The sequence below is a fragment of the Achromobacter sp. MFA1 R4 genome, assembly GCF_900156745.1.
GTDB lineage: Bacteria > Pseudomonadota > Gammaproteobacteria > Burkholderiales > Burkholderiaceae_B > Achromobacter.
This window is the reverse complement of the sequence record NZ_LT707065.1, coordinates 2,810,947-2,836,017: the sequence shown is the minus strand read 5'-3', so window position 1 is coordinate 2,836,017 and position 25,071 is coordinate 2,810,947. Positions and strand designations below refer to the sequence as shown.

The following is a 25,071-nucleotide window of genomic DNA, read 5'->3' as shown; positions in this document are numbered from 1 at the left end:
GTTAGCGTTTCTTGGGAGGTTTCGGTGTGGATTTGGATTTGGTTTCCGACGCGGGCAACGGGGCCAGCGCCAGGGCGAAACCATTGGGATAGCGCAAGTCGGCCTGCGTGATGGTGCGCCCTTCCAGGCGCCCCGCCACGGCGGGCCACGCCTGCACAAAGCGTTGAATGCGAGCCGCGAACGGCAAGGCGCCGGGCAGGCCGTGCGGGTCCGGCGCGTCCGCGCCCGGATCGCGCCCCAGGTCCAGCAGCATGCCGTTCGACAGCACGACGCGCCAGGCGTAGCGCGGGCTCAGTTCCAACCGCTCCACATGCATGTCCAGCGGCGCGAACCAGCGCGCCAGCTCGGCGTAGCGCTGCACGACGAGCGCCTCCGTGCCCTCGGGCCCGGAGAACTGCGGCAGCACCGTATCGTCGTCCACCTCGCCCGTGTTGGCCGTGAACGCCTCGCCCCAGGTGTTGATCATCTGGTTCTCGTTCCACAGCGCCAGGGGCTGCTGTTCCTCGATGCGCACGCGCAGCACGTTGGGCCAGATCCGCCGCACGGTGGCATGCCGGACCCAGGGCACCGATTCGAAGATCTCGCGCGCCTCGTCCAGGTCCACCGTGAAGAAGTTGCCCTTGACGCGGCCGGCTATCGCCGAGCGCACGGCGCCCGTCGACACGTAGTGCAGGTCGGTGTCCGGCATCGATTCCAGTTCGATGGCCGCCAAGGTGAAGTACGGACGCTGCGCCACCCACACCACGCCCGCGACGAGCATGGCGCAGACCGCCAGCACGGCGAGCGTGTTGGCGATCAGGTTGGTAGTGCGAGCGTCGTTCCACACGGATTATCCAGGTCAAGCGTTGCGGGCGGGGCTGTGCACCTTGCACGAAGCCTCGGACAGGATGGCCACGCACAAATCGGCATAGCTGATCCCGACGGCCTTGGCCGCCATGGGGACCAGGGAATGGCCGGTCATGCCGGGCGACGTATTCATTTCGAGCAGCCAGGGCCGGTTGTCGCGGTCGAGGATGAAATCCGCGCGCCCCCAGCCTTCGCAGCCCAGCGCCTGATAGGCCTTTACGGCAATCCGCGCGACCTCTTCAGCCACGTCCGCCGGCAGCGCGGCCGGGCAGAAGTACTGCGTGTCGTCGGAGAAATACTTGTGTTCGTAGTCGTAGTTGCCGCCAGGCGCCGCGATCTCGATCACCGGCAGCGCGCGCGCGGCCTTACCGGAACCCAGGACGGCCACGGTCAGCTCGCGACCGGTAATGAACTGCTCGGCCAGGACTTCGCTGTCAAAGCGCGCCGCCGCGGCGTACGCTTCCTTCATGTCGGAATAGCCCACGACCTTGGTGATGCCGACGGTCGAGCCCTCGTGCGGCGGCTTGATGATCAGCGGCAGTTGCAGGCGGTCGGGGACCAGGCGCAGCTCCGTATCGGCGTCGAGCACTTCGAAGTCGGGCGTGGGCAGGCCATGCTGCAGCCAGATGCGCTTGGTCATGGTCTTGTCCATGGCCAGCGCCGAAGCCATTGGGCCGCTTCCCGTATAGGGAATGCCCAGCAATTCCAGGGCGCCCTGGATCGTGCCGTCTTCGCCGTAGCGGCCGTGCAGCGCGATGAACACACGTTCAAAGCCCTGCTGCGCCAGCTCGGCGAGGCTGCGTTCCCCGGTGTCGAACAGATGCGCGTCCACGCCGGCGCTGATCAGGGCCTCCTGAACGCCCTTGCCCGACATGAGCGAGACTTCGCGCTCGGCAGACCGGCCGCCGTACAACACCCCAACTTTGCCGAATTGCTTGCTCATGCCAGTTCTCCCACCTGGGCGGGGACCTTGCTGATCGAACCCGCTCCCATCACGATGACGACGTCGCCATCGCGCACGAAATCCACGATTGCCTGCGGCAGCTCCGCCACGTCTTCCACGAATACCGGCTCGACCTTGCCCGCCACGCGCAGCGCGCGGGACAGGGCGCGCCCGTCGGCCGCCACCAGCGGCGGTTCGCCCGCGGCGTAGACCTCGGTCAGCAGCACCGCGTCGGCAGAGCCCAGCACGCGCACGAAATCCTCGAAGCAATCACGCGTACGCGTGTAGCGGTGCGGCTGGAAGGCCAGCACGATACGGCGATCCGGCCAGGCGCCGCGCGCGGCGGACAGCGTGGCGGCCATTTCCACCGGGTGATGGCCGTAGTCGTCGATCACCGTGAAGGTGCCGCCCCCATGGCTGGCGGGCACGGCGAACTCGCCCGTCTGCGTGAAGCGGCGGCCCACGCCCTTGAACGACCCCAGCGCCTCGCAGATGGCGTCATCCGACACGCCCAGCTCGGTCGCCACGGCGATCGCGGCCAGCGCGTTGCGCACGTTGTGCAGCCCGGGCAGGTTCAACTCCACCTTCAGGGGCGGCAGCAGCGTGTCGCGATGGGTGCGCTGCACGTTGAAACGCATGCGCGTGCCGTCGGCCTGCACCTCATAGGCGCGCACCTGGGCCTCTTCGTTCAGGCCGTAGGTGGTGATTGGACGCGACACGAACGGCATGATCTCGCGCACATTGGCGTCGTCCGAGCACAGCACGGCGCTGCCATAGAAAGGCAGGCGCTGCGTGAATTCAATGAAGGCGCTCTTCAGGCGCGCCACATCGTGCCCGTAGGTATCCATGTGATCGGCATCGATATTGGTCACGATGGCCATCACGGGCAGCAGGTTCAGGAAGGATGCGTCCGACTCGTCGGCCTCGACCACGATGTAGTCGCCCTGCCCCAGCCGCGCATTGGCGCCGGCCGAATTGAGCCGCCCGCCGATGACGAAGGTCGGATCCAGGTCGCCGGCCGCCAGCACGCTGGCCACCAGGCTGGTCGTCGTGGTCTTGCCGTGCGTGCCGGCGACGGCGATGCCGCGCTTCAGGCGCATCAGCTCGGCCAGCATGATGGCGCGCGGCACCACCGGGATGCGCGCCGCGCGCGCGGCGATCACTTCGGGATTGTCGCCCGCGACGGCGGTCGAGGTAACGATGGCGCTGGCGCCCGTGACGTTGCTGGCCGCGTGGCCGATGGCGATCTTCACGCCCAGGCCCGCCAGGCGGCGCGTCACGGCCGACTCGTTCAGGTCGGAGCCGCTGATGTCGTAGCCCAGGTTGAGCAGCACTTCGGCAATGCCGCTCATGCCCGAGCCGCCGATGCCTACGAAATGGATATGTTGAATTCTGTGTTTCATGATGAACGCCCCGCTGCTTGTTCACAGACGTCGGCGATATGGGCTGCCGCATCGGGACGCGCATGCTCGCGAGCCCTGACGGCGACACCCTGCAGTTCTTGTCGGGAGCGCTGGCCCAGCCAGTCCGCCAGCCACTCGGGCGTCATGGCGGTCTGCGGCTGCAGCCAGGCGGCCTGCGCGTCGCTCAGGAAGCGCGCGTTGGCGGTTTGATGGTCATCGATGGCGTGGGGGAATGGCACGAACAGCGCCGCGACCCCGGCAGCCGCCACTTCGGACACCGTCATGGCGCCGGCGCGGCAGATCAGCAGGTCGGCGTCGGCCATGGCGCCCGCCATGTCGTCGATGAAGGCGCGGCAGTCGGCCTGAACGCCCGCCTGGGCGTAGGCCTGCTGCAGCGCGGGCAGATGTTGTTCGCCAGCCTGATGCACGACCGTGGGCCGGCTTTCGAGCGGCATGCGGGCAAGGGCCTGCGGCACGGTGGTATTCAAGGCCTGCGCCCCCAGGCTGCCCCCCACCACCAGCACGCGCAGCGGGCCGGTGCGGCCGGCATAGCGCTCGGCCGGGTTTGGCAGGGCGCACAGATCGGCGCGCACCGGGTTGCCCATGGCCTCGCCCTTGGGCAGCACGCCGGGAAACCCGCTCAGCACGCGGCGCGACATCTTGGCCAGGCACTTGTTGGCGGTGCCGGCGACGGCGTTCTGTTCGTGCACGACCAGCGGCGTGCCGCGCAGCGCGGCGATCACGCCGCCCGGGAACGCCACGTAGCCGCCCATGCCCAGCACCACATCGGGGCGCACGTCGGACAGGCGCGACCAGGCTTGCGCGAACGCGCGCAGCAGCAGGAAAGGCAGTTTCAGCAGGGCCGACGCCCCCTTGCCGCGCACGCCCTGAAAACGCAGCGGCACCAGCTCGATGCCGCGCGGCGGGACCAGCCGGCCTTCCATCTTTTCAGGGTTGCCCAGCCACAGCACGCGCCAGCCGCGCGCGCGCAGCACATCGGCCACGGCCAGCCCGGGCATGATGTGGCCGCCGGTGCCGCCGGCCATGATCAGGATGGTGCGCGAGGCGGTCATACCCGTCCTCCGCGCATCATGATGCGGTTTTCCACGTCGACCCGGATCAGCATCGCCAGCGCGCACAGGTTCATCACCACGCCCGAACCGCCGTAGCTCATCAGCGGCAGCGTCAGGCCCTTGGTGGGCAGCAGGCCGAGGCACACGCCCATGTTGATGAAGGACTGCACGCCGAACCACATCGCCACGCCGTGCGCGACCAGGCCGGCGAACGTGCGCTCCATGGCGATGGCCTGGCGCCCGATGTCGAAACCGCGGTAGACGATGATGGCAAACAGCGTGATCACCAGCATCACGCCGGCGAATCCCAATTCCTCGCCCACCACCGCCATCAGGAAGTCGGTGTGCGCTTCGGGCAGGTAATGCAGTTTTTCGACGCTGGCGCCCAGGCCCACGCCGAACCATTCGCCGCGACCCAGCGCGATCAGCGAATGCGAAAGCTGATAGGCGCTGCCGTAGGCGTTGTCTTCGTTCCAGGGGTCCAGGTACGCGAACAGGCGCGCGCGGCGCCAGGGCGACAGCCAGATCAGCATCAGGAAGGTCCCGACCAGCACGCCGAGCAGGCTGCTGAAGTACTTGCCGTTGATGCCGCCCAGGAACAGGATGCCGATCGCGATGGCCACGATCACCATGAACGCGCCCAGATCGGGTTCAAGCAGCAGCAGCATGCCCACGCCGGCCAGCGCAACAGCCATGGGCAGGAAGCCGCGGGCGAACGCCTGCATGTGTTCCTGCTTGCGCACGGTGTAGTCGGCCGCATACAGCAGCGCGGCAAGCTTCATCAGTTCGGACGGCTGGAAATTCAGCGGACCCAGCGGAATCCAGCGATGCGCGCCGTTGACTTCGCGCCCGATGCCGGGAATCAGGACGGCGACCAGCAAGGTGATCGCCACCACGAAGAGCGGCACCGCAAGGCGTTGCCAGACCCGGATGGGGATCGACAGCACGACGGCGGCCCCGACCAGGCCCGCGCTCACGAAGAGACCGTGGCGGATCACGAAGTAATAGCGGCCATAGGACGCATAGCGCGGGCCGTCGGCCAGCGCGATCGACGCCGAATACACCATCAGCAGGCCGAGCAGCAGCAACGTCGACGCCGCGATGACGAGCGGCAGGTCGAAGTTGCGCATGCGGGTACGGCCGGGCCGTACGGCATTGACGCTGGCGGTGAGGTCGGCGATCAGGCTCATTGGCAGGCCTCGGCGCGACGCACGATGGAATTCACCTGGGGAGCGGCGCTGCGGTTCATGCCACCTCCCCACGATCGCGGGCCAGGTCTTCGACCTCTTCCACGAACACCTGCCCGCGATGCGGGTAGTTGCGGAACATGTCCAGGCTGGCGCAGGCCGGCGACAGCAGCACCGCATCGCCCGGCTGCGCCAGGTCCGCCGCGGCGCGCACGGCGTCGCGCAGCGTTTCGACCGTCACGCACTGCACGCCGGTTTCCTGCAGCACGCGGCCGATCTCGGGGCCGTCGACGCCGATCAGCATCACGGCGCGCGCGTGGCGCGAAACGACCGGGATCAGCGGAGAGAAGTCCTGTCCCTTGCCCTGCCCGCCGGCAATCAGCACCACGGGTTGCCCCAGGCCCTCCAGCGCGGCCACGGTGGCGCCCACGTTGGTGCCCTTGCTGTCATTGATGTAGTCGACGCCGCCGATCGTGCGCACGAAGGCCGCGCGATGCGGTTCACCCGCGTACTCGCGCAACGCGCGCAGCATGGCGCCCCAGCCCAGATCCAGGCAGCGGGCCAGTTGCAGCGCCGCCAGCGCATTCAAGGCGTTGTGGATGCCTCGGATGCGCAAGGCGTCCACGGGCATCAGGCGGCTCATCCGGCCCTTGGCGCGCACCGGTTCGGGCGCATCCTTCTTGCGCCGCGTAGGCGGCGCGGGCTCGTCAAAATCGTTGGGTTCGCAAGACGCCAGCCAGGCAACGCCCTGTCCCAGGTCCAGGCCCATGTCGCCCACCAGCTCCGGCACGTCGCGGCCGAAGCTGCGCACGTTCATGGCATTGAGCGACGGCACCATGTCGACGGTAAGCGGGTCGTCGCGATTCACGATCGCGACGCGCGCCATCTTCAAGAGGCGCGCCTTGGCCTGCGCGTAGGCCTGCATGCCGCCGTGCCAGTCCAGATGGTCCTGGGTCACGTTCAACACGACGGCCGCATCGGCCATCAGCGTGCGCGTGGTTTCCAACTGGAAGCTGGACAGCTCCAGCACCCACACCTGCGGCAGCGATTCCGTGTCCAGCGCGTCCATCAGCGCGGACAGCGCCGCGGGGCTGATGTTGCCGGCCGCAAGCACCGTCAGGCCGCTCGCTTCGACGAGCTGGCGGGTCAGCGCGGTGACCGTGGTCTTGCCGTTGGTGCCCGTCACGGCGAGCAGGCGCGGACGGTACTCGCGCGTCGCGGCCAGATCCGCCAGCGCACGCGCGAACAATTCGATTTCGCCGACGACTTCGATGCCGCGGGCCTCGGCCTCGCGCAGCACGTCGGCGGCGGGCGCCTGCGTGGGCGCCAATCCGGGACTGAGCACGACCTGCGTCACACCGTCCAGCAGGTCCGTCGCGAAGGCGTCCTCGCAACCCAGGCGGTATTCCACGTCGCTTTGCGCCAGCGCGTCGCGCAGCGCGGCAAGACCTCCCGGTTCGGCGCGCGTGTCGGCCACGCGCAAGCGCGCGCCTTGGCGGGCGCACCAGCGTGCGGCGGCGACACCCGTCTCACCCAATCCGAGGATCAGGACGAGCGGCGCGTCAGCGCGGGAGGTTTCCATCATCGTCATCGCAACTTCAGGGTAGAGAGGCCAATCAGCACCAGCATCATGCTGATGATCCAGAAACGCACGACGACCTGGGTTTCCTTCCAGCCACCGACTTCAAAGTGATGATGCAACGGCGCCATGCGGAAAATGCGTCGACCTGTTCCATAACGTCGCTTCGTGTACTTGAACCAGGTCACCTGGATCATCACCGAAAGGGTCTCGACGACGAACACGCCGCCCATGATGAACAGCACGATCTCCTGGCGCACGATGACCGCGATCGTGCCCAGTGCGCCGCCCAAAGCCAGTGCGCCGACGTCGCCCATGAATACCTGGGCCGGATACGCGTTGAACCATAAAAATGCGAGCCCAGCGCCGCCGATGGCCGCGCACAGCACCATCAATTCCGATGCGCCGGGGATGTACGGAAACAGCAGATACTTCGAATAGTCCACGCGCCCGACCACGTAGGCGAAAATGCCCAGCGCACTGCCGACCATCACGGTAGGCATGATGGCCAGGCCGTCCAGGCCGTCGGTGAGGTTCACCGCGTTGCTGGTGCCCACGATCACCGCCCACGTCAGCGCCACGAAACCGAGCACGCCGAGCGGATAGCTCACTGTCTTGAAGAACGGCACGATCAGGTCGGCGCGCGTCGGCAAGGCCATCGTGAAGCCGCTGCCCACCCATGCCTTGAACAGGGGCCACAGTTCGGTATTGGCGGGCGCGGACACCGCGAACGCCAGATACACGGCCGCCACGATGCCGATCGTGGCTTGCCAGAAGAATTTCTGCCGCGCGGGCATGCCTTCGGGGTCGCGATAGACGACCTTGCGGTAGTCGTCGCGCCAGCCGATCCAGCCGAAGCCGAACGTGACCAGCAGCACGACCCACACGAAGCGGTTCGTCCAGTCCGCCCACAGCAGGGTGCTGATGCCGATGGAAATCAGGATCAGCACGCCGCCCATGGTCGGCGTTCCAGTCTTGACCAGGTGCGTTTCGGGGCCGTAGCTGCGCACGGCCTGGCCGATCTTCATTTCCGTCAGCTTGCGGATGACGCGCGGACCCGCCAGCAGGCCGATCACCAGCGCCGTCGCGCATGCCAGGACGGCGCGCAAGGTGATGTATTCGAACACGCCCAAGGCGCGCACATCGTCGGAAAGCAGCCGGGCGATCTCAAGCAGCATGCTGCTCTCCCTGCCCCGAGGCCGTCGTACCGTCATTCGAAGAAAAAGCCGTCACTACCCGCTCCATGCGCATAAAGCGCGATCCTTTTACCAATACGCAGGACGGGCGCAGGCCGCGCAAGGCGGCAACGACTTCGTCTACCGATGCGCAGGCGTGCGCGCCAGGGCCGAATGCGGCGGCGGCCGCCCGGCTGGCTTCGCCTAGCGTGATGAATGCGTCGAGCCCATGCTCGCGCGCGTAATGGCCCACCTCGGCATGCATGGCGGGGCCGTTGTCCCCGATTTCGCCCATGTCGCCCAGCACCAGGACGCGCTTGCCGGCCATGCGCGCAAGCACCTCGATGGCCGCGCGAACCGAGTCGGGGTTGGCATTGTAGGTGTCATCGATGAGCAACGTTCCGTCACCCATTCGCTTGTGCTGCATGCGGCCCGCCACCGGGCTGAATCCGGCCAGCGCGCGCACCGCGGTTTCCAGCGGCGCCCCCGCGGCGATCGCGCTGGCGATGGCCGCCAGCGCGTTGCGCAGGTTGTGCAGTCCGGGCACCGGCAGCATCAGATCCGCGACGCCGACGGGCGTCACGACGCGGCAGCGCGTCGCATCCACTTCCGCGATGATCTGTTCCGCATAGACGTCCAGGCCCGGCTGCAGCCCGAAACGCAGCACGCGGCGCGGCGCGGCCAGCGCGTCCCAGATGTCCGAGTAGGGTTCGTCGCCCGGATACACCGCGACGCCGTCTGCCGGCAGCGCGGCAATCGCCGCGCCGTTCTCGCGCGCGACCGCTTCGACGGTGTGCATGAATTCCTGGTGCTCACGCTGCGCGTTGGTGACCAGCGCCACGGTGGGCGCCGCGATGGCGGCCAGCTGCGCGATCTCGCCAGGATGGTTCATGCCCAGCTCGAACACGGCGGCGCGGTGCTCGGCGCGCAGGCGCAGCAAGGTCAGCGGCACGCCGATGTCGTTGTTCAGGTTGCCGGCGGTGGCCAGGCGTCCCGCCTCGCCCTGCCATTGGGCGAGCATGGCGGAAATCATTTCCTTGGTGGTCGTCTTGCCGTTGCTGCCGGTCACCGCCACCACGGGCAGCGAAAAGCGCGCGCGCCAGGCGGCGCCGATGCGCGTCAGCGCCACCCGCGTGTCGCCCAGGACGAGCTGCGGCATTCCGGCATCGGGCACGCGATGCGCGACGACGGCGGCGCAGGCGCCGCGCGAAGCGGCCTGGTCCAGGTATTCGTGCGCGTCGAAGTTCTCGCCCACCAGCGCGACGAACAGCTCTCCCTCGCCGATGCGGCGCGTGTCGGTGGACACGCCCGGCACCTGCGGCAGCAGCAGCGCCAGGCGCGCCCATTCGCGATCGTCGAAAGGCAGCTTTTCGCCGCCGATATCCTGATAGGTCTCGTGGCCCTTGCCGGCCAGCAGCACCACGTCTTCCGGGCCAGCCGCCCAGATCGTCTGCATGATGGCGCGGGCGCGGTCGACTTCGACGTCCGCGCGCGCCGCTTCGGGAATGCCCGTCAGAATCTGCTGGACGATGGCCTCGGCCGACTCGGTGCGCGGATTGTCGCTGGACACCACCACGTGGTCGGCCAGCTCCGCGGCAATGGCGCCCATGACCGGGCGCTTGCCCGGATCGCGCTCGCCGCCGCAGCCGAACAGGCACACCAGGCGGCCCGAGCGCGCCGTGGCAACCGCCCGCAGCGCCAGCAACGCGCGGGACAGCGCATCGGGCGTGTGAGCGTAATCCACCACCACCAGCGGGCCGCGGACCGTATGCGACGGCGAGTTCACCGGCTCCACGGTCTGCAGGCGGCCGTCGACGGGGTCGGTCGCGGCAAGCTCGCGCGCAATCTGCGCAAATGGCAGGCCCAGCTTGTACAGCACGCCCGCCACCAGCAGCAGGTTCGATACATTGTGCGCGCCCAGCAGGCGCGTCACGATCTGGGCTTCGCCGTGCGGCGACACCAGCGTAAAGATCTGGCCCTGCGACGTCGCCTGCAGATCGCGCGCGCGCATCGCGGCGGGAATGGCGGGATCTTCGCTCAGGCTGTAGCCCATCGGCGATACGCCGTCCGGCAGGCTTGCCAGCATCCGCCGTCCCGCCTCGTCGTCGGCATTGATCACCGCGGCGGTCAGGCCGGGCCAGCGGAAGAGACGCGCCTTGGCTTCTTCGTAGCGCTCCATCGTGACGTGGTAGTCCAGATGGTCACGCGTGAGATTCGTAAAGGCGGCCAGCGCCACGCGCACGCCGTCCATGCGGCCCTGCTCGATGCCGATGGATGACGCTTCCATCGCCACGGCCTTCGCGCCGGCGTCGCGCATCGCGGCCAGCGTACGGTGCACGGTCAGCACATCGGGGGTCGTCAGGTCGCCGCCCAGCGTCTGCCCGTCGGGCAGCACGGCGCCCAGCGTGCCGATGGTGCCGCAAGCCTTGTCGTTGCGGCTCAGCGCGTGGGCGATCCACTGCACCGAGGACGTCTTGCCGTTGGTGCCGGTCACGGCCACTACCGCCAGCGCGGCCGACGGGCGGCCGTACCAGGTATCGCCCAGTTCGCCCAGCAGCGACCGCAATCCGGTCACGGGCAGCAAGGCCGCATCGCCCGCCCCCACCGCCATCGCATCAGTGGCGGGCGCTTCGAACAGCACCGCGCTGGCGCCCAGCGCCAACGCCTTTTCTATATAGAGGCGGCCGTCGCTCGACAGGCCCGGGCAGGCGACGAATACGTCGCCGGGCTCGATGTCGCGCGAATCCAGCTTGAGATGCGCGGTCAGCGACACGCGCGAATGCAACCACGCCACGATTTCAGCAACCGTGGCGACAGGAGCAGAGAGGAAGCCTTTGGCGCTCATCTGCCTGGCTCCTTGATACCAGCAACAATCGTGGATTCGAACGGCGCGTCGGGCCGCACCCCCATCAGCCTCAGGCTCCCCCCCACGATATGGGAGAACACGGGTGCGGCGATCGCGCCGCCGTAGTAACCGCCGACCGTCGGCTCGTCGATGGACACGGCCACCACGATCTTGGGCTCCGACACCGGGGCGAAGCCCACGTACGAGCTCCGGTACCGCTGGGTGCTGTACTTGCCGTCCACGATCTTGCGCGCCGTGCCGCTCTTGCCGGCCACGCGGTAGCCCTGCACCTGCGCCGCCTTCGTGCCCTCGGGGCCGGTGGCGGCCTCCAGCATGGCGCGCACCATCGCGGTGGTCTTGGGCGTGTAGATCTTGACGCTGGTCGGATCGCTGTCGCGCTTGACCAGCGTCAGCGACACCATGTCGCCATTACGGGCGAACACGGTGTAGGCGCGCGCCACCTGCAGCAGCGACACCGACAGGCCGTAACCATAAGCCATGGTGGCCTTCTCGATCAGGCGCCAGCGCTCCCAGGGACGCAACCGGCCGGGCGCTGCGCCAGGAAATCCGATCTGCGGCGCCTGGCCAAGCCCGAGCTCGGTGAAGCGATCCCACATTTCGCGGGATTCCAGCTTCTCGGAGATCATGGTCATGCCGATATTGCTGGACTTGCGCAGCACGCCCGCCACGTCCAGCGTACCGTTGCGGCTCACGTCGCTGATCGTGCTGCCCTGATAGGTGAAGCGGCCATTGCCCGTCTCGAACAGCGTCGACGTGGTGATGCGGCCAAGATCCAGCGCCAACGCCGCGGTGAACGGCTTCATGATGGAGCCGGGTTCGAACGTGTCCGTGATGGCCTGGTTGCGCAGGTTGGCGCCATGGAAGGTATCGCGGTTGTTCGGGTCGAAGGTCGGCACGTTGGCCAGCGCAAGGATCTCGCCCGTGTGCACGTCCACGACCACGGCAGTTGCGCCCTTGGCCTGGTGCTTGTCAACGGCGTCCTTCAATTCCTTGAAAACCAGGTACTGCAGGCGGGTATCGATGGACAGGCGCAGGTCGCGGCCATCCACCGGCAAGGTCACGGCCTGCACGTCCTCGATGACGCGGCCCAGCCGGTCCTTGATGACGCGGCGGCTGCCGGGACGACCCGACAACTGCTGGTTGAACGTCAGTTCGACGCCTTCCTGGCCCTGGTCCTCGACGCTGTTGAAGCCCACCACGTGCGCCATCACGTCGCCGTCGGGATAGTAGCGGCGCGTCTCGGGCTGCTGGTGCACGCCAGGCAAGCCGAGCTGCTTGATCTTGTCGGCCACGTCCATCGAGACCTGGCGCTTCAGGTAGACGAAGTTCTTGTCCTCATCCACCAGGCGACGGCGCAAGTCGGCGGCCGGCGTGTCCAGCAGCTTGGCCAGCGCATCGATCTGCGAGGGCGTCGCCTGCTTCACGTCTTCGGGAATCGCCCAGATGGCGCGCGCCGGCACGCTCGAGGCCAGCACCGCGCCATTGCGGTCCAGGATCTTGCCGCGGGTGGCGGCCAGCGTCAGCGTGCGCTCATAGCGGCGTTCGCCCTGCTGCTGCAGGAACTCCGTCGACAGCCCCTGCAGGAACAGCGCGCGGCCGGCCAGCACGACGAATCCGCCGAACAGCAGGATCAGCACCAGGCGGGCGCGCCACGTGGGCAACTGTCCGCGCAGCACGGGATTGTCGAAGAAGGGCACGCGCTTCATTGCGCCCCTCCGGCGGCCGGCACGGGCGCCTGGTTCAGATAGAGCGTGCGATCCGGGACGATGGAGATCATCTTCAGTCCGTCACGCGCAATTGCATCGACCCGCGCATTGCGGGCCAGTTCGGCGCGCTCGAGCTGCAAGCGCCGCCAGTTGGTTTCCAGGTCGCGAGCGTGCGCCTGATCGCGGCCCAGCTCAACAAAGAGCTGGCGCGACTGATACCGGCTGGTGACCAGGGAAATGGCCGACAGCATCAGCAAAGCCGCAACGATCAGGTTGACGCGACCCATTACCGGCGCCCCCCCTTGCCACCGCGCCGCGGCGGGACGAGGTCGCTGCCGGGCAGCGAACCGGTTTTCACAAAAGCCAGGCCGCCTTCGGCTGGCAGCGGGGTTTCGGTGCGCTCGGCCGCACGCAGGATGGCCGAGCGGGCACGGGCGTTTGCCGCGACTTCAGCGTCTTCGGCAACGACCTTGCCCAGGGAACGCAGGACAGGCTGGGGCATTTCGCTTTCGCGCAGGGGCAGGCGTGCATGCGCGGCGGCCGGACGAGCCGCCGCCGCGATGCATTGCTTGACCATGCGGTCTTCGAGCGAATGAAAGCTGATCACCGCCAACCTCCCTCCCGGGGCAAGCAGGTCTAAAGCTGCCGCGAGGGTGCGCGCGAGCTCTTCGAGTTCCCGATTGATGTAAATCCGTAAAGCTTGAAAGGTGCGTGTGGCCGGATGTTGCCCCTTTTCGCGCGTGCGGACGGCGCTGGCGACGCACTCGGCAAGCTCGAGCGTGGTGCGCAGCGGCCTTGTTGCGCGGCGAGCAGCAATCGCCTTTGCAACCTGAAAAGCAAACCGTTCTTCGCCATAATCCGCTATGACCTCCCGCATCTCATCCACACTGGCTTGCGCCAGCCAATCCGCCACCGTGGGACCACGAGTGGTGTCCATCCGCATATCGAGCGGGCCGTCTCGCATGAACGAGAAGCCGCGCTCGGCATCGTCGATCTGAGGCGACGAAACGCCCAGATCCAGCATCACGCCATCGACCTTGTCGATGCCGCGCTGCTGCAATTCTTCCGCCATGGTGGCAAAGCCCCCATGCACGACCGTGACCCGCGGATCCTGCGCCGCCAACGCATCGGCGACCGCAATGGCCTGCGGGTCCTTGTCAAACACGATCAGCCGCGCCTGCTTTCCCAGGCGGCTGAGTAGCTCGCGACTGTGACCGCCGCGACCGAAAGTGCCGTCGACAAAGACGCCGCTTTCGATGCGCGTGGCCACATCCAGCCCATCCTGCGGCTGCGACCGCGCCGCGCCCTTGCCCCCGAAGCCGGGAAGCAAAAGCGCGTCCACCGTCGGCGCCAGAAGAACGGGCCGATGTTCGAATTCCATAACTCTTTCAGAACGAAAACTGGTTCAACACATCCGGCATACCCTTGGCCAGGTCTTCAGCCTCGCGGCTGGCCAGGGTAGCGGCGTCCCACAGCTCGAAGTGCGAGCCCAGACCGAGCAGCATCACATCGCGCGTCATACCGGAAGCGTTGCGCAGCTCAGGAGCGATCAGAACCCGGCCGGAGCCGTCCAGTTCCACGTCCTGCGCGTTGCCCAGCAACAGCCGCTGCAGTGCGCGGGCCGTCATGGGAAAAGCGGCGATCTGTTCGCGCTTCTTTTCCCACTCGGGCCGCGGGTACACCAGCAGGCAGCCGTCGGGGTGGCGGGTCAGGGTCAGCCGGCCTTCGGCCTGCGACATGAGCGCGTCACGATGCCGGGTCGGAATGGAGATCCGTCCCTTGGCATCCAGCGTGAGCGCGCTGCTTCCCTGAAACACCACATTTACCCCACTTAATTGCACAATTTCCTACTATTTCCCACTCTACGGTATGGCAATGGGGCGGTCAAGCGCGTGGTTGCAATTTTTTCAATCACAACAAGGACTTAGATCAACATGTAAATGCGCAAAAAGAAAAACCTCCCAATAAATCAGGAGGTTGCGACATACTCTAAAAGTCCTACTTCAGAAGTAGCGGCTAATGGGGGCCGCCTACCGCCTTACGCCGGCCCGATCCTTTCGGCTCGCGCGGCCTGCCAGCGGACTGGCACCCCGGGAGCGGGATCGAATTGGCGCAATCGGCGCCAACAGGCCGCGCGCGGTCCTCGAGACCCGCGCGCGAACGGAATTCAATGCAAGACGGGTCTATAGGCCGGATTCTGTACACCAGGTTGCCCTGGCGGACGATCATTCCTCTGCGCGGATCATTGCTGAGCCGCTGTAGCCATCTACCCGCATGCTAGGACGGAGCCGCCCTTCACGGCCGTGAGGCCGCACGCATGCCTATTTGATGTTGCTCCGGATAGAGGTTGCCGCGTTTCACCCTGCGATGCCGCCGGCCGTTGCCGGACGGCGCAATACGGAGATGGCCGTATCGGTGCGCGCAAAACGCGCCCGCGCCGCAGTCTCGTCTCTGTGGTCCTATTCCTCAGCCGCGCCCGAAGACGCAACCGGACGGCCGTTAGCCGTTACCCTGCCCTGTGGAGTCCGGACCTTCCTCGACGGGCTTGCGCCCGCCGCGATCGTCCGACCCGCCTTGCAGCCCGTATTCTATTACAGCCGGCCGCCCCGTCCCCCACGACCGCCCTGCGCCCGCGCAACCGGCCCGCCGGTTCCTGCGACAATACGCGTTGATCCGCTCCGTTGCCGCAGACACTCTCACTACATGGCCCTCGAAACTCTCATCACCTTGACCGACGTCCAACTCGCGTATGGGCACCATCCGCTGCTGGACCACGCTGACTTCGCCATCCAGGCCGGCGAGCGCATCGGCCTCATCGGCCGTAACGGCGCGGGCAAGTCCTCGCTGCTCAGGCTGCTCGACGGCCGCACCCAACCCGACGACGGCGCCATCGCACGCAGTTCCGGCCTGCGCGTCGCCACCGTCGAACAGGAACCCGAACTGAACGACGACGCCACGGTGTTTGACGTCGTATGCAACGTGGAAGGCGACCACGAAGACTGGCAGCGCCCCTCGCGCGCGCGCGCCGTGCTCGAAAAGCTGGGTCTGCCGGCGGACGTCCAGATCGCCGGCCTGTCCGGCGGAACGCGCAAGCGCGTCGCCCTCGCGCGCGCCCTGGTCGACGAGCCCGATCTGCTGCTGCTCGACGAGCCCACCAACCATCTGGACTTCGAAGGCATCGCCTGGCTGGAAGAGATGCTGCGCACCTGGAAAGGCGCCGCGGTCATCATCACCCACGACCGCCGCTTCCTCGATGCCGTGACCACCCGCATCGTCGAACTCGACCGCGGCCGCCTCCTAAGCTTTCCGGGCAATTTTTCGCAATGGCAGGAACGCAAGGCCCAGTGGCTGGAATCCGAGCGGCTGGAGCAGGCGCGGTTCGACAAGCTGCTGGCGCAAGAGGAAGTCTGGATCCGCAAAGGCGTCGAAGCGCGCCGCACGCGCAACGAAGGCCGCGTGCGCCGCCTGGAAAGCCTGCGGGTGCAGCGGGCCGAACGCCGTGAGCGCGTCGGCAATGTGTCGCTCGCGCTGGCCGAAGGCCAACGTTCCGGCAAGCTCGTGGCCGAACTCGAACACGTCGGCAAGCGTTTCGGGGACAAGATCGTGGTGGACGACTACTCCACAACCCTCTTTCGCGGCGATCGCATCGGCATCATCGGTCCCAACGGCGCCGGCAAGACCACCCTGCTCAAACTGATCCTCGGCGAGCTGCAGCCCGACACCGGCACGACGCGCCTGGGCACCAACGTCGCGGTCGCCTACTTCGACCAGATGCGCGCGCAGCTCGACGAAAACGCCTCACTCGTCGACATCATCAGCCCGGGGAGCGAATGGGTCGAGATCGGCGGCGTGCGCAAGCATGTGATGACCTACCTGGGCGACTTCCTGTTCTCGCCCGCCCGAGCAGGCTCGCCGGTACGCAGCCTGTCCGGCGGGGAACGCGCCCGACTTTTGCTGGCGCGGCTGTTCGCGCGCCCGGCCAACGTGCTGGTGCTCGACGAGCCCACCAACGACCTGGACATCGAGACGCTGGAGTTGCTGGAAGAACTGCTGCAAGAATACGCGGGCACCGTACTGCTGGTCAGCCACGACCGGGCCTTCCTCAACAACGTGGTGACGCAGACCATCGCCTACGAGGGCGACGGCCACTGGAGCGACTACGTCGGAGGATACGATGATTGGGTCGCCCAGCGCCCGGCGCCTGCCGCCGCGCCAGCCGACGCCGACAAGGCGGCCAAGCCTGCCGACGACAGCGCCGCGCGCGCGAAGGTGGCACGCCCCAAACCCGCCAAAGCGGGCAAGATCAACGCCTGGGACCTGCGCGAACTCGAAGGCCTGCCGGACGCCATCGCCGCGCTCGAGGCCCAGCAGGCCGAACTGGCGGGCAAGCTCGCGGACGGCAGCCTGTATCGCGACGCCCCGGCGGAAGTCGAGCGCATCAACAGCGAACTGGCCAAGCTGGAAGCCGAACTCGAAGAGAAGTTCGCGCGCTGGGAGCTCCTGGAAGCGCGGCGCGACGGCACGCTCTGAGATCGCCTCTATATAAATAGAACAACGCGACGCGATGAAAAAAGGGGTGACCGGCACAGCCGCTCACCCCTGTCTTTTTTCGCGGGCCGATTGCCCGAGTTCCCGCTCCGGTCCGCGTTCAGACGTGGGCGCGCCACCCCAGGGCCTCGCCGGCGGCCAACGGCACCAGCGTCGTATTGCCGAACGCCAATTCGTCGGGCACCAGATACGTCTCGCGCGACAGCGTCAACGTGCCGGTGTTGCGCGGCAGACCGTAGAAGTCCGGGCCATGGAAGCTGGCAAAGCCTTCCAATTTGTCCAGCTTGCCCACCGCATCGAACGCCGTGGCGTACAGCTCCATCGCATGCAGCGCGGTGTAGCACCCCGCGCAACCGCAGGCATGCTCCTTCAGCCCACGCGCGTGCGGCGCGCTGTCCGTGCCAAGGAAAAACCGCGGGCTGCCGCTGGTCGCCGCCTCGACCAGCGCCAGGCGGTGGGTCTCACGCTTCAGGATCGGCAGGCAATACCAGTGAGGACGCACGCCGCCCTGGAAGATCGCGTTGCGGTTGTAAAGCAGATGCTGCGGCGTGATCGTGGCCGCAATCGGACCCTCCGCGTCGCGCACGTACTCGGCCCCTTCTTTCGTCGTGATGTGCTCGAACACGACCTTCAATGCCGGAAAGGCGCGGCGCAACGGCTTCATGACGCGTTCAACAAAAATCGCTTCGCGATCGAACACGTCGATCGACGGGTCCGTCACTTCGCCATGCACGAGCAACGGCATGCCGCATTCCTGCAGTGCTTCCAGCGCCTTCGTGCACTTGCCCAGCAGATCGGTCACGCCCGCGTCCGAATTTGTCGTCGCGCCCGCCGGGTACAGCTTGACCGCATAGACGTGGCCCGACTCATGCGCGCGCACGATCTCTTCCCCCGACGTGTTGTCGGTGAGGTAAAGCGTCATCAACGGCGTGAACGAGTCCGAATTGACGTCCGTCTTCGCAAGCGCCTCCAGAATGCGGCCGCGATAGGCCAGCGCCTGCTCGGTGGTCGTGACCGGCGGCTTCAGGTTGGGCATGATGATGGCCCGCGCGAACTGGCGCGCCGTATCCGCCACCACGGCTTGCAGCGCAGCGCCATCGCGCAGGTGCAGGTGCCAATCGTCGGGGCGGGTGATCGTAAGTTGAGTCGTGCTTTGAGTAGACATGGAGGGCTTCTTAATCTGCCAGCGGCATGCCCCGTTCAGCCAGCGCGCAGAACAGTGCGCTGCCAAGGGGAATGACGGCATCGTTGAAATCGAAATTCGGGTTGTGCAACAGGCAGCCGGAATCGGCCCCGCCCTGGCCCAGGCGGAAATAGGCGCCCGGCTTGGCCTGCAGCATGAACGAAAAATCCTCGGAACCCATCGAGGGTACCAGGTCGCGCACCACGTTCTCCTTGCCGATCATCTCGGTCGCGATGTCGGCTACCAGGTTGGCGTGCTGCGGCGTATTCAGGGTTGCGGGATAGATGCGCTCATACACGACTTCGGCAGTGCCGCCGAAAGCGCCGGCAATCGCGCTTACCAGTTCGCGCATGCGCGTCTCGACCATTTCCTGGACCGACTTGCGAAACGTCCGCACGGTGCCGACCATCCGCGCTTCACGCGGGATGACGCTCATCGCGCCCGGATGCCCGGCCTGCACCGAACCGATCGACAGCACGGCCGAATCCAGCGGATTCACATTGCGCGACACGATGGTCTGTAACGCAGTGATGATCTGCCCGGCGATCGTCACGGGGTCGATCGTCTGGTAAGGATGCGCGCCATGCCCGCCTCGACCGGTGATCAGTATCTCGAAGCGGTCGGCCGCAGCCATCATCGGCCCCGGATTGATGCCAATCGTGCCGGGCTTCAATCCTGGCCAGCTATGCAGCGCATAGATCGCATCGCACGGAAAGGTATCGAACAGGCCATCTTCCAGCATGGCGCGCGCGCCACCCCGGCCTTCTTCCGCCGGCTGGAAAATCAATACCGCGGTGCCATCAAAATTTCGCGTCTGCGCCAGATACTTCGCCGCCCCTATCAGCACTGCGGTATGGCCATCATGTCCGCAGCCATGCATCAGACCGGGCTTGGTGGACTTGTGCCCGAACGTGTTGTCCTCGGTCATCGGCAATGCGTCCATATCGGCGCGCAGACCGATCATGCGCCCGCTATCGCAACGCTTGCCGCGAATGACGCCCACCACGCCGGTCTTCCCGATCCCGCGATGCACCTCGATGCCCAACGCCTGCAGCGAGCCCGCGACAATGCCCGAGGTGCGGACTTCTTCAAAGCCAAGCTCGGGATGAGCATGCAAATCGCGCCGCAGCGCCGTCAATTCGTCATGAAAAAGCCGAATCGATTCCAACGGAGATCGTGCGTACATAGGACGTTACAGAATGACGTGATAGAGGGGACGGTCTGCGCATTTTAGTTGCTACAGAGGATAAATGCCTTTGTCTTTAGGGGAGAGACACGTTATGCTCCGGCCGCAGGACAATTTTTCCAACAGCCAGAGAAGGAGCGCCGCATTATGGCCACAACCTCCAAACCCGCGACCGCGCGCAAGCCGAACGCTGCATTCATGAAGCCCCTGACCCCCAGCGCCGAATTGGCCGCCGTCATCGGCTCGGAAGCCGTGCCGCGAACCGAGGTCACCAAGAAGATCTGGGAATACATCAAGAAGCACAACCTGCAAGATGCCAGCAACAAGCGCAACATCAACGCCGATGCCAAGCTGCGCCCGATCTTTGGCAAGGATCAGGTCACGATGTTCGAACTGACCAAACTGGTCAACGCACATCTGAAGTAAGCAGGCAAAGGGCGTACGGCGTACGTCCCTGCCTTTGGATTGTCGCGACGCCCTGGCTCACTGCCGGGCGAGCTCGGCGCAATCACGCAAGTCCCCTCGTCCTGCCCCATCATCGCCACGTTCGTGGACTTTCCCTCCCTACCCGCCATAGCCTGATTCCCAAGGCGTGACGCGCTTGCTCATGCGCCTGACGGCACCAGCGCGGCCACTACGCTAGATCTTGGCGTGCAGGCCGACCAACGCGCTGAGATGCAAAAGCGGGTCCCCTGAAAGGAAGAATCCCCACGAAGCGTCAGATCGCTACGTGGGGATTGTGGTGAACCGCTCATCAACACTCGGGTTGACGCCGGCCTTCAGGCGAACTTGCGCGTATCAAGCGTATGACGTGGGCGCGCTGCCTTCCAGCAACGACAACCAGCCGCGGATCAGTCGATAGAGCACCCAAACGATCGTCGCGGCCACGCCAATCCAGCCGACGAAAATGAGCGTCGCGATCCCGCTGATCGCCAGCCACAGCAGCGCCCACCAGAAAGTGCGCAAGAGCCAGTCGAAATGCCCGGCATAGACCGTGCCGGCGGCGTCCGAGCGCTTGAGATACATGAGCACAACGGCCGCAATCGTGGCAATGCCCAGGAATCCACTCGTGAGGAAGCCCAACGCATACAAGCCGTAGGCTACGTGGGTCAACGTGCGCAGGTCCAATGTCGTACCGGGCACGGGGGTCTGGGGATCACTCACGATAACGCTCCAACGAATTGACTCGACCAATCTTACCGCACAAAGCCACCCCGACCACGGGCGTTGTTATTTCGGCACATTCAGCATTGGCGCGGCTTTGCAGGCCGACAGGCGTGCCAAAGACAAAGCCCCACCGGGTACCGGTGGGGCTTTGAGGGTAAGAGCTTGACGATGACCTACTTTCACAGACGTCCGTCCACTATCATCGGCGCAAAGGCGTTTCACTGTCCTGTTCGGGATGGGAAGGAGTGGTACCACCTTGCTAAGGTCGTCAAGCGTAGCTGCTTGAGCAGTTGACATCCGAGTCAACCGTTCGAATCGGGATCCTGCACCGAGAACCTGGCGCCAGACGCACTGCAGAAGGGTGCGGGACTGAGTCGCAATCGACCTTCTGGGTTCTCACTAAAAACAAACCCCCGCAGGGTATGCCTGCGGGGGTTTGCACAATAAAAGCCTGACGATGACCTACTTTCACAGACGTCCGTCCACTATCATCGGCGCAAAGGCGTTTCACTGTCCTGTTCGGGATGGGAAGGAGTGGTACCACCTTGCTATGGTCGTCAGGCGTAACGGGTTGAGCGGTTGCGGGTTAGGCAACGGCTCCAATCTTGGAAGAAGCGCAACGTGTGGTGGTCAGAGCCTGGGCTCGATGATCACCCACAGTGGGTGTAATTGGCGTTGGCTGGCTGCTGACGGGGCAGCCAGTAATTTGTATTGAACGACACTTGGAACGCTATACACCAGGTCATAACCATCAGTGTTATAGGATCAAGCCTCACGGGCAATTAGTATCGGTTAGCTTAACGCATTACTGCGCTTCCACACCCGACCTATCAACGTCCTGGTCTCGAACGACCCTTCAGGGGGATCAAGTCCCCGGGATACCTAATCTTCAGACGAGTTTCCCGCTTAGATGCCTTCAGCGGTTATCTCTTCCGTACTTAGCTACCCGGCAATGCCATTGGCATGACAACCGGTACACCAGAGGTACGTCCACTCCGGTCCTCTCGTACTAGGAGCAGGCTCCGTCAAGTATCCAACGCCCACGGCAGATAGGGACCAAACTGTCTCACGACGTTTTAAACCCAGCTCACGTACCTCTTTAAATGGCGAACAGCCATACCCTTGGGACCGGCTACAGCCCCAGGATGAGATGAGCCGACATCGAGGTGCCAAACACCGCCGTCGATATGAACTCTTGGGCGGTATCAGCCTGTTATCCCCAGAGTACCTTTTATCCGTTGAGCGATGGCCCTTCCATTCAGAACCACCGGATCACTATGTCCTGCTTTCGCACCTGTTCGACTTGTCAGTCTCACAGTCAAGCACGCTTATGCCATTGCACTATCAGCACGATTTCCGACCGTACCTAGCGTACCTTCGAACTCCTCCGTTACACTTTGGGAGGAGACCGCCCCAGTCAAACTGCCCACCATGCACTGTCCCCGATCCGGATAACGGACCAAGGTTAGAACCGCAAACAAACCAGGGTGGTATTTCAAGGATGGCTCCACGTGATCTGGCGACCACGCTTCAAAGCCTCCCACCTATCCTACACAGGCCGGTTCACAGTCCAATGCAAAGCTACAGTAAAGGTTCATGGGGTCTTTCCGTCTAGCCGCGGGTAGATTGCATCATCACAAACACTTCAACTTCGCTGAGTCTCAGGAGGAGACAGTGTGGCCATCGTTACGCCATTCGTGCAGGTCGGAACTTACCCGACAAGGAATTTCGCTACCTTAGGACCGTTATAGTTACGGCCGCCGTTTACCGGGGCTTCGATCAAGAGCTTGCACCCCATCACTTAACCTTCCGGCACCGGGCAGGCGTCACACCCTATACGTCGACTTTCGTCTTTGCAGAGTGCTGTGTTTTTAATAAACAGTCGCAGCCACCGATTCTCTGCGACCCCATCATGCTAAGCGCGCAGGCGCTTCACACTACCGGGGTATACCTTCTCCCGAAGTTACGGTATCAATTTGCCGAGTTCCTTCTCCTGAGTTCTCTCAAGCGCCTTGGAATATTCATCCCGTCCACCTGTGTCGGTTTGCGGTACGGTCTCGTACAGCTGAAGCTTAGAGGCTTTTCTTGGAACCACTTCCAATCACTTCGCAAGCAATGCTCGCTCGTGCCATACCCTTGATTTACGCGCCCGGATTTGCCTAAGCGCCATCTTCGATACAGCAACAGGGACATCCAACACCCTGATGATCTTCCGCGATCCGTCCCCCCATCGCACTGTACGACGGTGCTGGAATATTAACCAGCTTCCCATCAGCTACGCATCTCTGCCTCGCCTTAGGGGCCGACTCACCCTGCGCCGATGAACGTTGCGCAGGAAACCTTGGACTTACGGCGAGGGGGCTTTTCACCCCCTTTATCGCTACTCATGTCAGCATTCGCACTTCTGATACCTCCAGCAGCCTTTACAAGCCACCTTCGCAGGCTTACAGAACGCTCTCCTACCGCGTGCACTAAAAGTGCACACCCGCAGCTTCGGTTTATCGCTTAGCCCCGTTACATCTTCCGCGCAGGACGACTCGATCAGTGAGCTATTACGCTTTCTTTAAAGGATGGCTGCTTCTAAGCCAACCTCCTGACTGTCTATGCCTTCCCACTTCGTTTCCCACTTAGCGATAATTCGGGACCTTAGCTGGCGGTCTGGGTTGTTTCCCTCTTGAGTCCGGACGTTAGCACCCGGTGCTCTGTCTCCCAAGCTGTACTTGCGGGTATTCGGAGTTTGCCATAGTTTGGTAAGTCGCCATGACCCCCTAGCTATAACAGTGCTCTACCCCCCGCAGTAATACTTGAGGCACTACCTAAATAGTTTTCGGAGAGAACCAGCTATTTCCAGATTTGTTTAGCCTTTCACCCCTATCCACAGCTCATCCCCTAATTTTTCAACATTAGTGGGTTCGGTCCTCCAGCACGTGTTACCGTGCCTTCAACCTGGCCATGGATAGATCATCTGGTTTCGGGTCTACACCCAGCGACTGAATCGCCCTATTCGGACTCGCTTTCGCTACGGCTTCCCTATTCGGTTAACCTTGCCACTGAATGTAAGTCGCTGACCCATTATACAAAAGGTACGCAGTCACCCCACAAGGAGGCTCCTACTGTTTGTATGCATACGGTTTCAGGATCTATTTCACTCCCCTTCCGGGGTTCTTTTCGCCTTTCCCTCACGGTACTGGTTCACTATCGGTCGATCACGAGTATTTAGCCTTGGAGGATGGTCCCCCCATCTTCAAACAGGATTTCACGTGTCCCGCCCTACTTGTCTTACGCTTAGTTCCACACACAAAATTTCATCTACAGGGCTATCACCTGCTACGGCCGGACTTTCCATTCCGTTCGATTATCTTGCGTGCTAAAACGTAAAGGCTCTTCCGATTTCGCTCGCCACTACTTTCGGAATCTCGGTTGATTTCTTTTCCTCGAGCTACTGAGATGTTTCAGTTCACCCGGTTCGCTTCCACTAGCCTATGTATTCAGCTAGGGATACTGCATTGCTGCAGTGGGTTTCCCCATTCGGATATCTGCGGATCAAAGCTTGTTTGCCAGCTCCCCGCAGCTTTTCGCAGGCTACTACGTCCTTCATCGCCTGTGATCGCCAAGGCATCCACCATATGCACTTAGTCGCTTGATCCTATAACGCTGTAGGCTATAGGACCTGAGTATTAGCGTTTGTGCCGTTCATAAGTTTCAAAGCAGTCTGAGGCTTATCACCCCAGTCTTGAGAACTTGGAACAAAATTAATGCAATCACAACCCGTGCCCATCTTCATCAGCGAAGCTGATTACTCGATGAACACATTTTCGTTGTGCTTCTTCCAGATTGTTAAAGAACAAATATAGCTGTTGGGTAAAACCCAACTCATAGGATCGTTGATGACGACACTATGAGTTGGCCTCTACATCTACCAGGCGACTTGAAAATCGATGGTGGAGGTGAACGGGATCGAACCGATGACATCCTGCTTGCAAAGCAGGCGCTCTCCCAGCTGAGCTACACCCCCATACTTCGCTTGCCGCGAAATACCTGGTGGGTCTGGTTGGATTCGAACCAACGACCCCCGCCTTATCAAGACGGTGCTCTAACCGACTGAGCTACAGACCCAAAACCTTCTCGGATCAGCAGTCAGGAAGCTGAAGACCCAGGGAAGATTCCCTCGACCCAAGCCTACAACTGATCCCAGCTATATCAAACAAC

At 64.1% G+C, this 25,071-nt stretch carries 17 protein-coding genes, 2 tRNA genes, 3 rRNA genes and 1 other RNA gene; 2 read left to right on the top strand and 21 right to left on the bottom strand.

Annotated elements, in window-relative coordinates; genetic code table 11:
* Position 1: 1 nt before the first annotated feature.
* The 13 genes from BXA00_RS12970 to rnpB form a co-directional block, all read right to left on the bottom strand.
* Positions 2 to 826 (bottom strand): cell division protein FtsQ/DivIB, encoded by an 825-nt coding sequence (locus BXA00_RS12970; protein ID WP_076518857.1) that lies wholly within the window; start codon positions 824 to 826, stop codon positions 2 to 4.
* 12 nt (positions 827 to 838) lie between these two features.
* Complete coding sequence (locus BXA00_RS12965; RefSeq protein WP_076518856.1) at positions 839 to 1,789, bottom strand: D-alanine--D-alanine ligase; 951 nt, start codon at positions 1,787 to 1,789, stop codon at positions 839 to 841.
* Positions 1,786 to 3,192, bottom strand: a complete 1,407-nt coding sequence (murC, locus tag BXA00_RS12960) for a UDP-N-acetylmuramate--L-alanine ligase (RefSeq protein WP_076518855.1) — start codon at positions 3,190 to 3,192, stop codon at positions 1,786 to 1,788. The genes BXA00_RS12965 and murC overlap by 4 nt, the downstream gene beginning before the upstream one ends.
* On the bottom strand, positions 3,189 to 4,265 hold the full coding sequence (gene murG / locus BXA00_RS12955; protein WP_076518854.1) for an undecaprenyldiphospho-muramoylpentapeptide beta-N-acetylglucosaminyltransferase: 1,077 nt from the start codon (positions 4,263 to 4,265) through the stop codon (positions 3,189 to 3,191). Before murG ends, murC begins: the two co-directional genes overlap by 4 nt.
* Positions 4,262 to 5,455, bottom strand: a complete 1,194-nt coding sequence (gene ftsW, locus BXA00_RS12950; RefSeq protein WP_076518853.1) for a putative lipid II flippase FtsW — start codon at positions 5,453 to 5,455, stop codon at positions 4,262 to 4,264. Before ftsW ends, murG begins: the two co-directional genes overlap by 4 nt.
* Positions 5,456 to 5,510: 55 nt before the next feature.
* Positions 5,511 to 7,043 (bottom strand): UDP-N-acetylmuramoyl-L-alanine--D-glutamate ligase, encoded by a 1,533-nt coding sequence (gene murD / locus BXA00_RS12945; protein WP_076518852.1) that lies wholly within the window; start codon positions 7,041 to 7,043, stop codon positions 5,511 to 5,513.
* Positions 7,040 to 8,209 (bottom strand): phospho-N-acetylmuramoyl-pentapeptide-transferase, encoded by a 1,170-nt coding sequence (gene mraY / locus BXA00_RS12940; RefSeq protein ID WP_076518851.1) that lies wholly within the window; start codon positions 8,207 to 8,209, stop codon positions 7,040 to 7,042. The genes murD and mraY overlap by 4 nt, the downstream gene beginning before the upstream one ends.
* Positions 8,199 to 11,051 carry a bifunctional UDP-N-acetylmuramoyl-L-alanyl-D-glutamate--2,6-diaminopimelate ligase MurE/UDP-N-acetylmuramoyl-tripeptide--D-alanyl-D-alanine ligase MurF gene (gene murF / locus BXA00_RS12935; RefSeq protein ID WP_076518850.1) on the bottom strand — a complete coding sequence of 951 codons (2,853 nt, stop codon included), beginning with the start codon at positions 11,049 to 11,051 and terminating at the stop codon, positions 8,199 to 8,201. The genes mraY and murF overlap by 11 nt, the downstream gene beginning before the upstream one ends.
* Positions 11,048 to 12,778, bottom strand: coding sequence for a penicillin-binding protein 2 (locus tag BXA00_RS12930; protein WP_076518849.1), 1,731 nt, complete (start codon positions 12,776 to 12,778; stop codon positions 11,048 to 11,050). The genes murF and BXA00_RS12930 overlap by 4 nt, the downstream gene beginning before the upstream one ends.
* Complete coding sequence (gene ftsL / locus BXA00_RS12925) at positions 12,775 to 13,065, bottom strand: cell division protein FtsL (RefSeq protein WP_076518848.1); 291 nt, start codon at positions 13,063 to 13,065, stop codon at positions 12,775 to 12,777. The genes BXA00_RS12930 and ftsL overlap by 4 nt, the downstream gene beginning before the upstream one ends.
* Complete coding sequence (gene rsmH / locus BXA00_RS12920; RefSeq protein WP_076518847.1) at positions 13,065 to 14,159, bottom strand: 16S rRNA (cytosine(1402)-N(4))-methyltransferase RsmH; 1,095 nt, start codon at positions 14,157 to 14,159, stop codon at positions 13,065 to 13,067. The genes ftsL and rsmH overlap by 1 nt, the downstream gene beginning before the upstream one ends.
* 7 nt (positions 14,160 to 14,166) lie before the next feature.
* Positions 14,167 to 14,595, bottom strand: a complete 429-nt coding sequence (gene mraZ, locus BXA00_RS12915) for a division/cell wall cluster transcriptional repressor MraZ (RefSeq protein ID WP_056322651.1) — start codon at positions 14,593 to 14,595, stop codon at positions 14,167 to 14,169.
* Between the two features lie 353 nt (positions 14,596 to 14,948).
* Positions 14,949 to 15,354, bottom strand: an RNA gene (rnpB, locus tag BXA00_RS12910) — RNase P RNA component class A.
* Between the two features lie 127 nt (positions 15,355 to 15,481).
* Between rnpB and BXA00_RS12905 the strand changes: the two genes are divergently transcribed.
* The gene (locus BXA00_RS12905; protein WP_076518846.1) at positions 15,482 to 17,308 is read left to right on the top strand and encodes an ATP-binding cassette domain-containing protein; all 1,827 of its coding nucleotides are present in this window, start codon (positions 15,482 to 15,484) and stop codon (positions 17,306 to 17,308) included.
* A 118-nt stretch (positions 17,309 to 17,426) separates the two neighbouring features.
* Here the strand turns inward: BXA00_RS12905 and pyrC are convergent, their stop codons facing one another.
* Together pyrC and BXA00_RS12895 are read right to left on the bottom strand one after the other, a co-directional pair.
* Positions 17,427 to 18,506, bottom strand: coding sequence for a dihydroorotase (gene pyrC, locus BXA00_RS12900; protein ID WP_076521932.1), 1,080 nt, complete (start codon positions 18,504 to 18,506; stop codon positions 17,427 to 17,429).
* Complete coding sequence (locus BXA00_RS12895; RefSeq protein ID WP_076518845.1) at positions 18,502 to 19,695, bottom strand: M20 aminoacylase family protein; 1,194 nt, start codon at positions 19,693 to 19,695, stop codon at positions 18,502 to 18,504. Before BXA00_RS12895 ends, pyrC begins: the two co-directional genes overlap by 5 nt.
* Before the next feature lie 147 nt (positions 19,696 to 19,842).
* Between BXA00_RS12895 and BXA00_RS12890 the strand changes: the two genes are divergently transcribed.
* Positions 19,843 to 20,121, top strand: a complete 279-nt coding sequence (locus BXA00_RS12890; protein WP_006217453.1) for an SWIB/MDM2 domain-containing protein — start codon at positions 19,843 to 19,845, stop codon at positions 20,119 to 20,121.
* A gap of 372 nt (positions 20,122 to 20,493) precedes the next feature.
* Here the strand turns inward: BXA00_RS12890 and BXA00_RS12885 are convergent, their stop codons facing one another.
* From BXA00_RS12885 to BXA00_RS12860, 6 genes are all read right to left on the bottom strand, one after another.
* Entirely contained in the window at positions 20,494 to 20,859 is a 366-nt protein-coding gene (locus BXA00_RS12885) for a hypothetical protein (protein WP_076518844.1), read from the bottom strand.
* 163 nt (positions 20,860 to 21,022) lie between these two features.
* A 5S ribosomal RNA gene (rrf, locus tag BXA00_RS12880) occupies positions 21,023 to 21,135 on the bottom strand.
* Positions 21,136 to 21,311: 176 nt separating this feature from the next.
* Positions 21,312 to 21,424 (bottom strand): 5S ribosomal RNA (rrf, locus tag BXA00_RS12875).
* Positions 21,425 to 21,623: 199 nt separating this feature from the next.
* Positions 21,624 to 24,508, bottom strand: a 23S ribosomal RNA gene (locus BXA00_RS12870).
* 293 nt (positions 24,509 to 24,801) lie between these two features.
* Positions 24,802 to 24,877, bottom strand: a tRNA-Ala gene (locus BXA00_RS12865).
* 24 nt (positions 24,878 to 24,901) lie between these two features.
* Positions 24,902 to 24,978, bottom strand: a tRNA-Ile gene (locus BXA00_RS12860).
* Between the last annotated feature and the right edge of the window lie 93 nt (positions 24,979 to 25,071).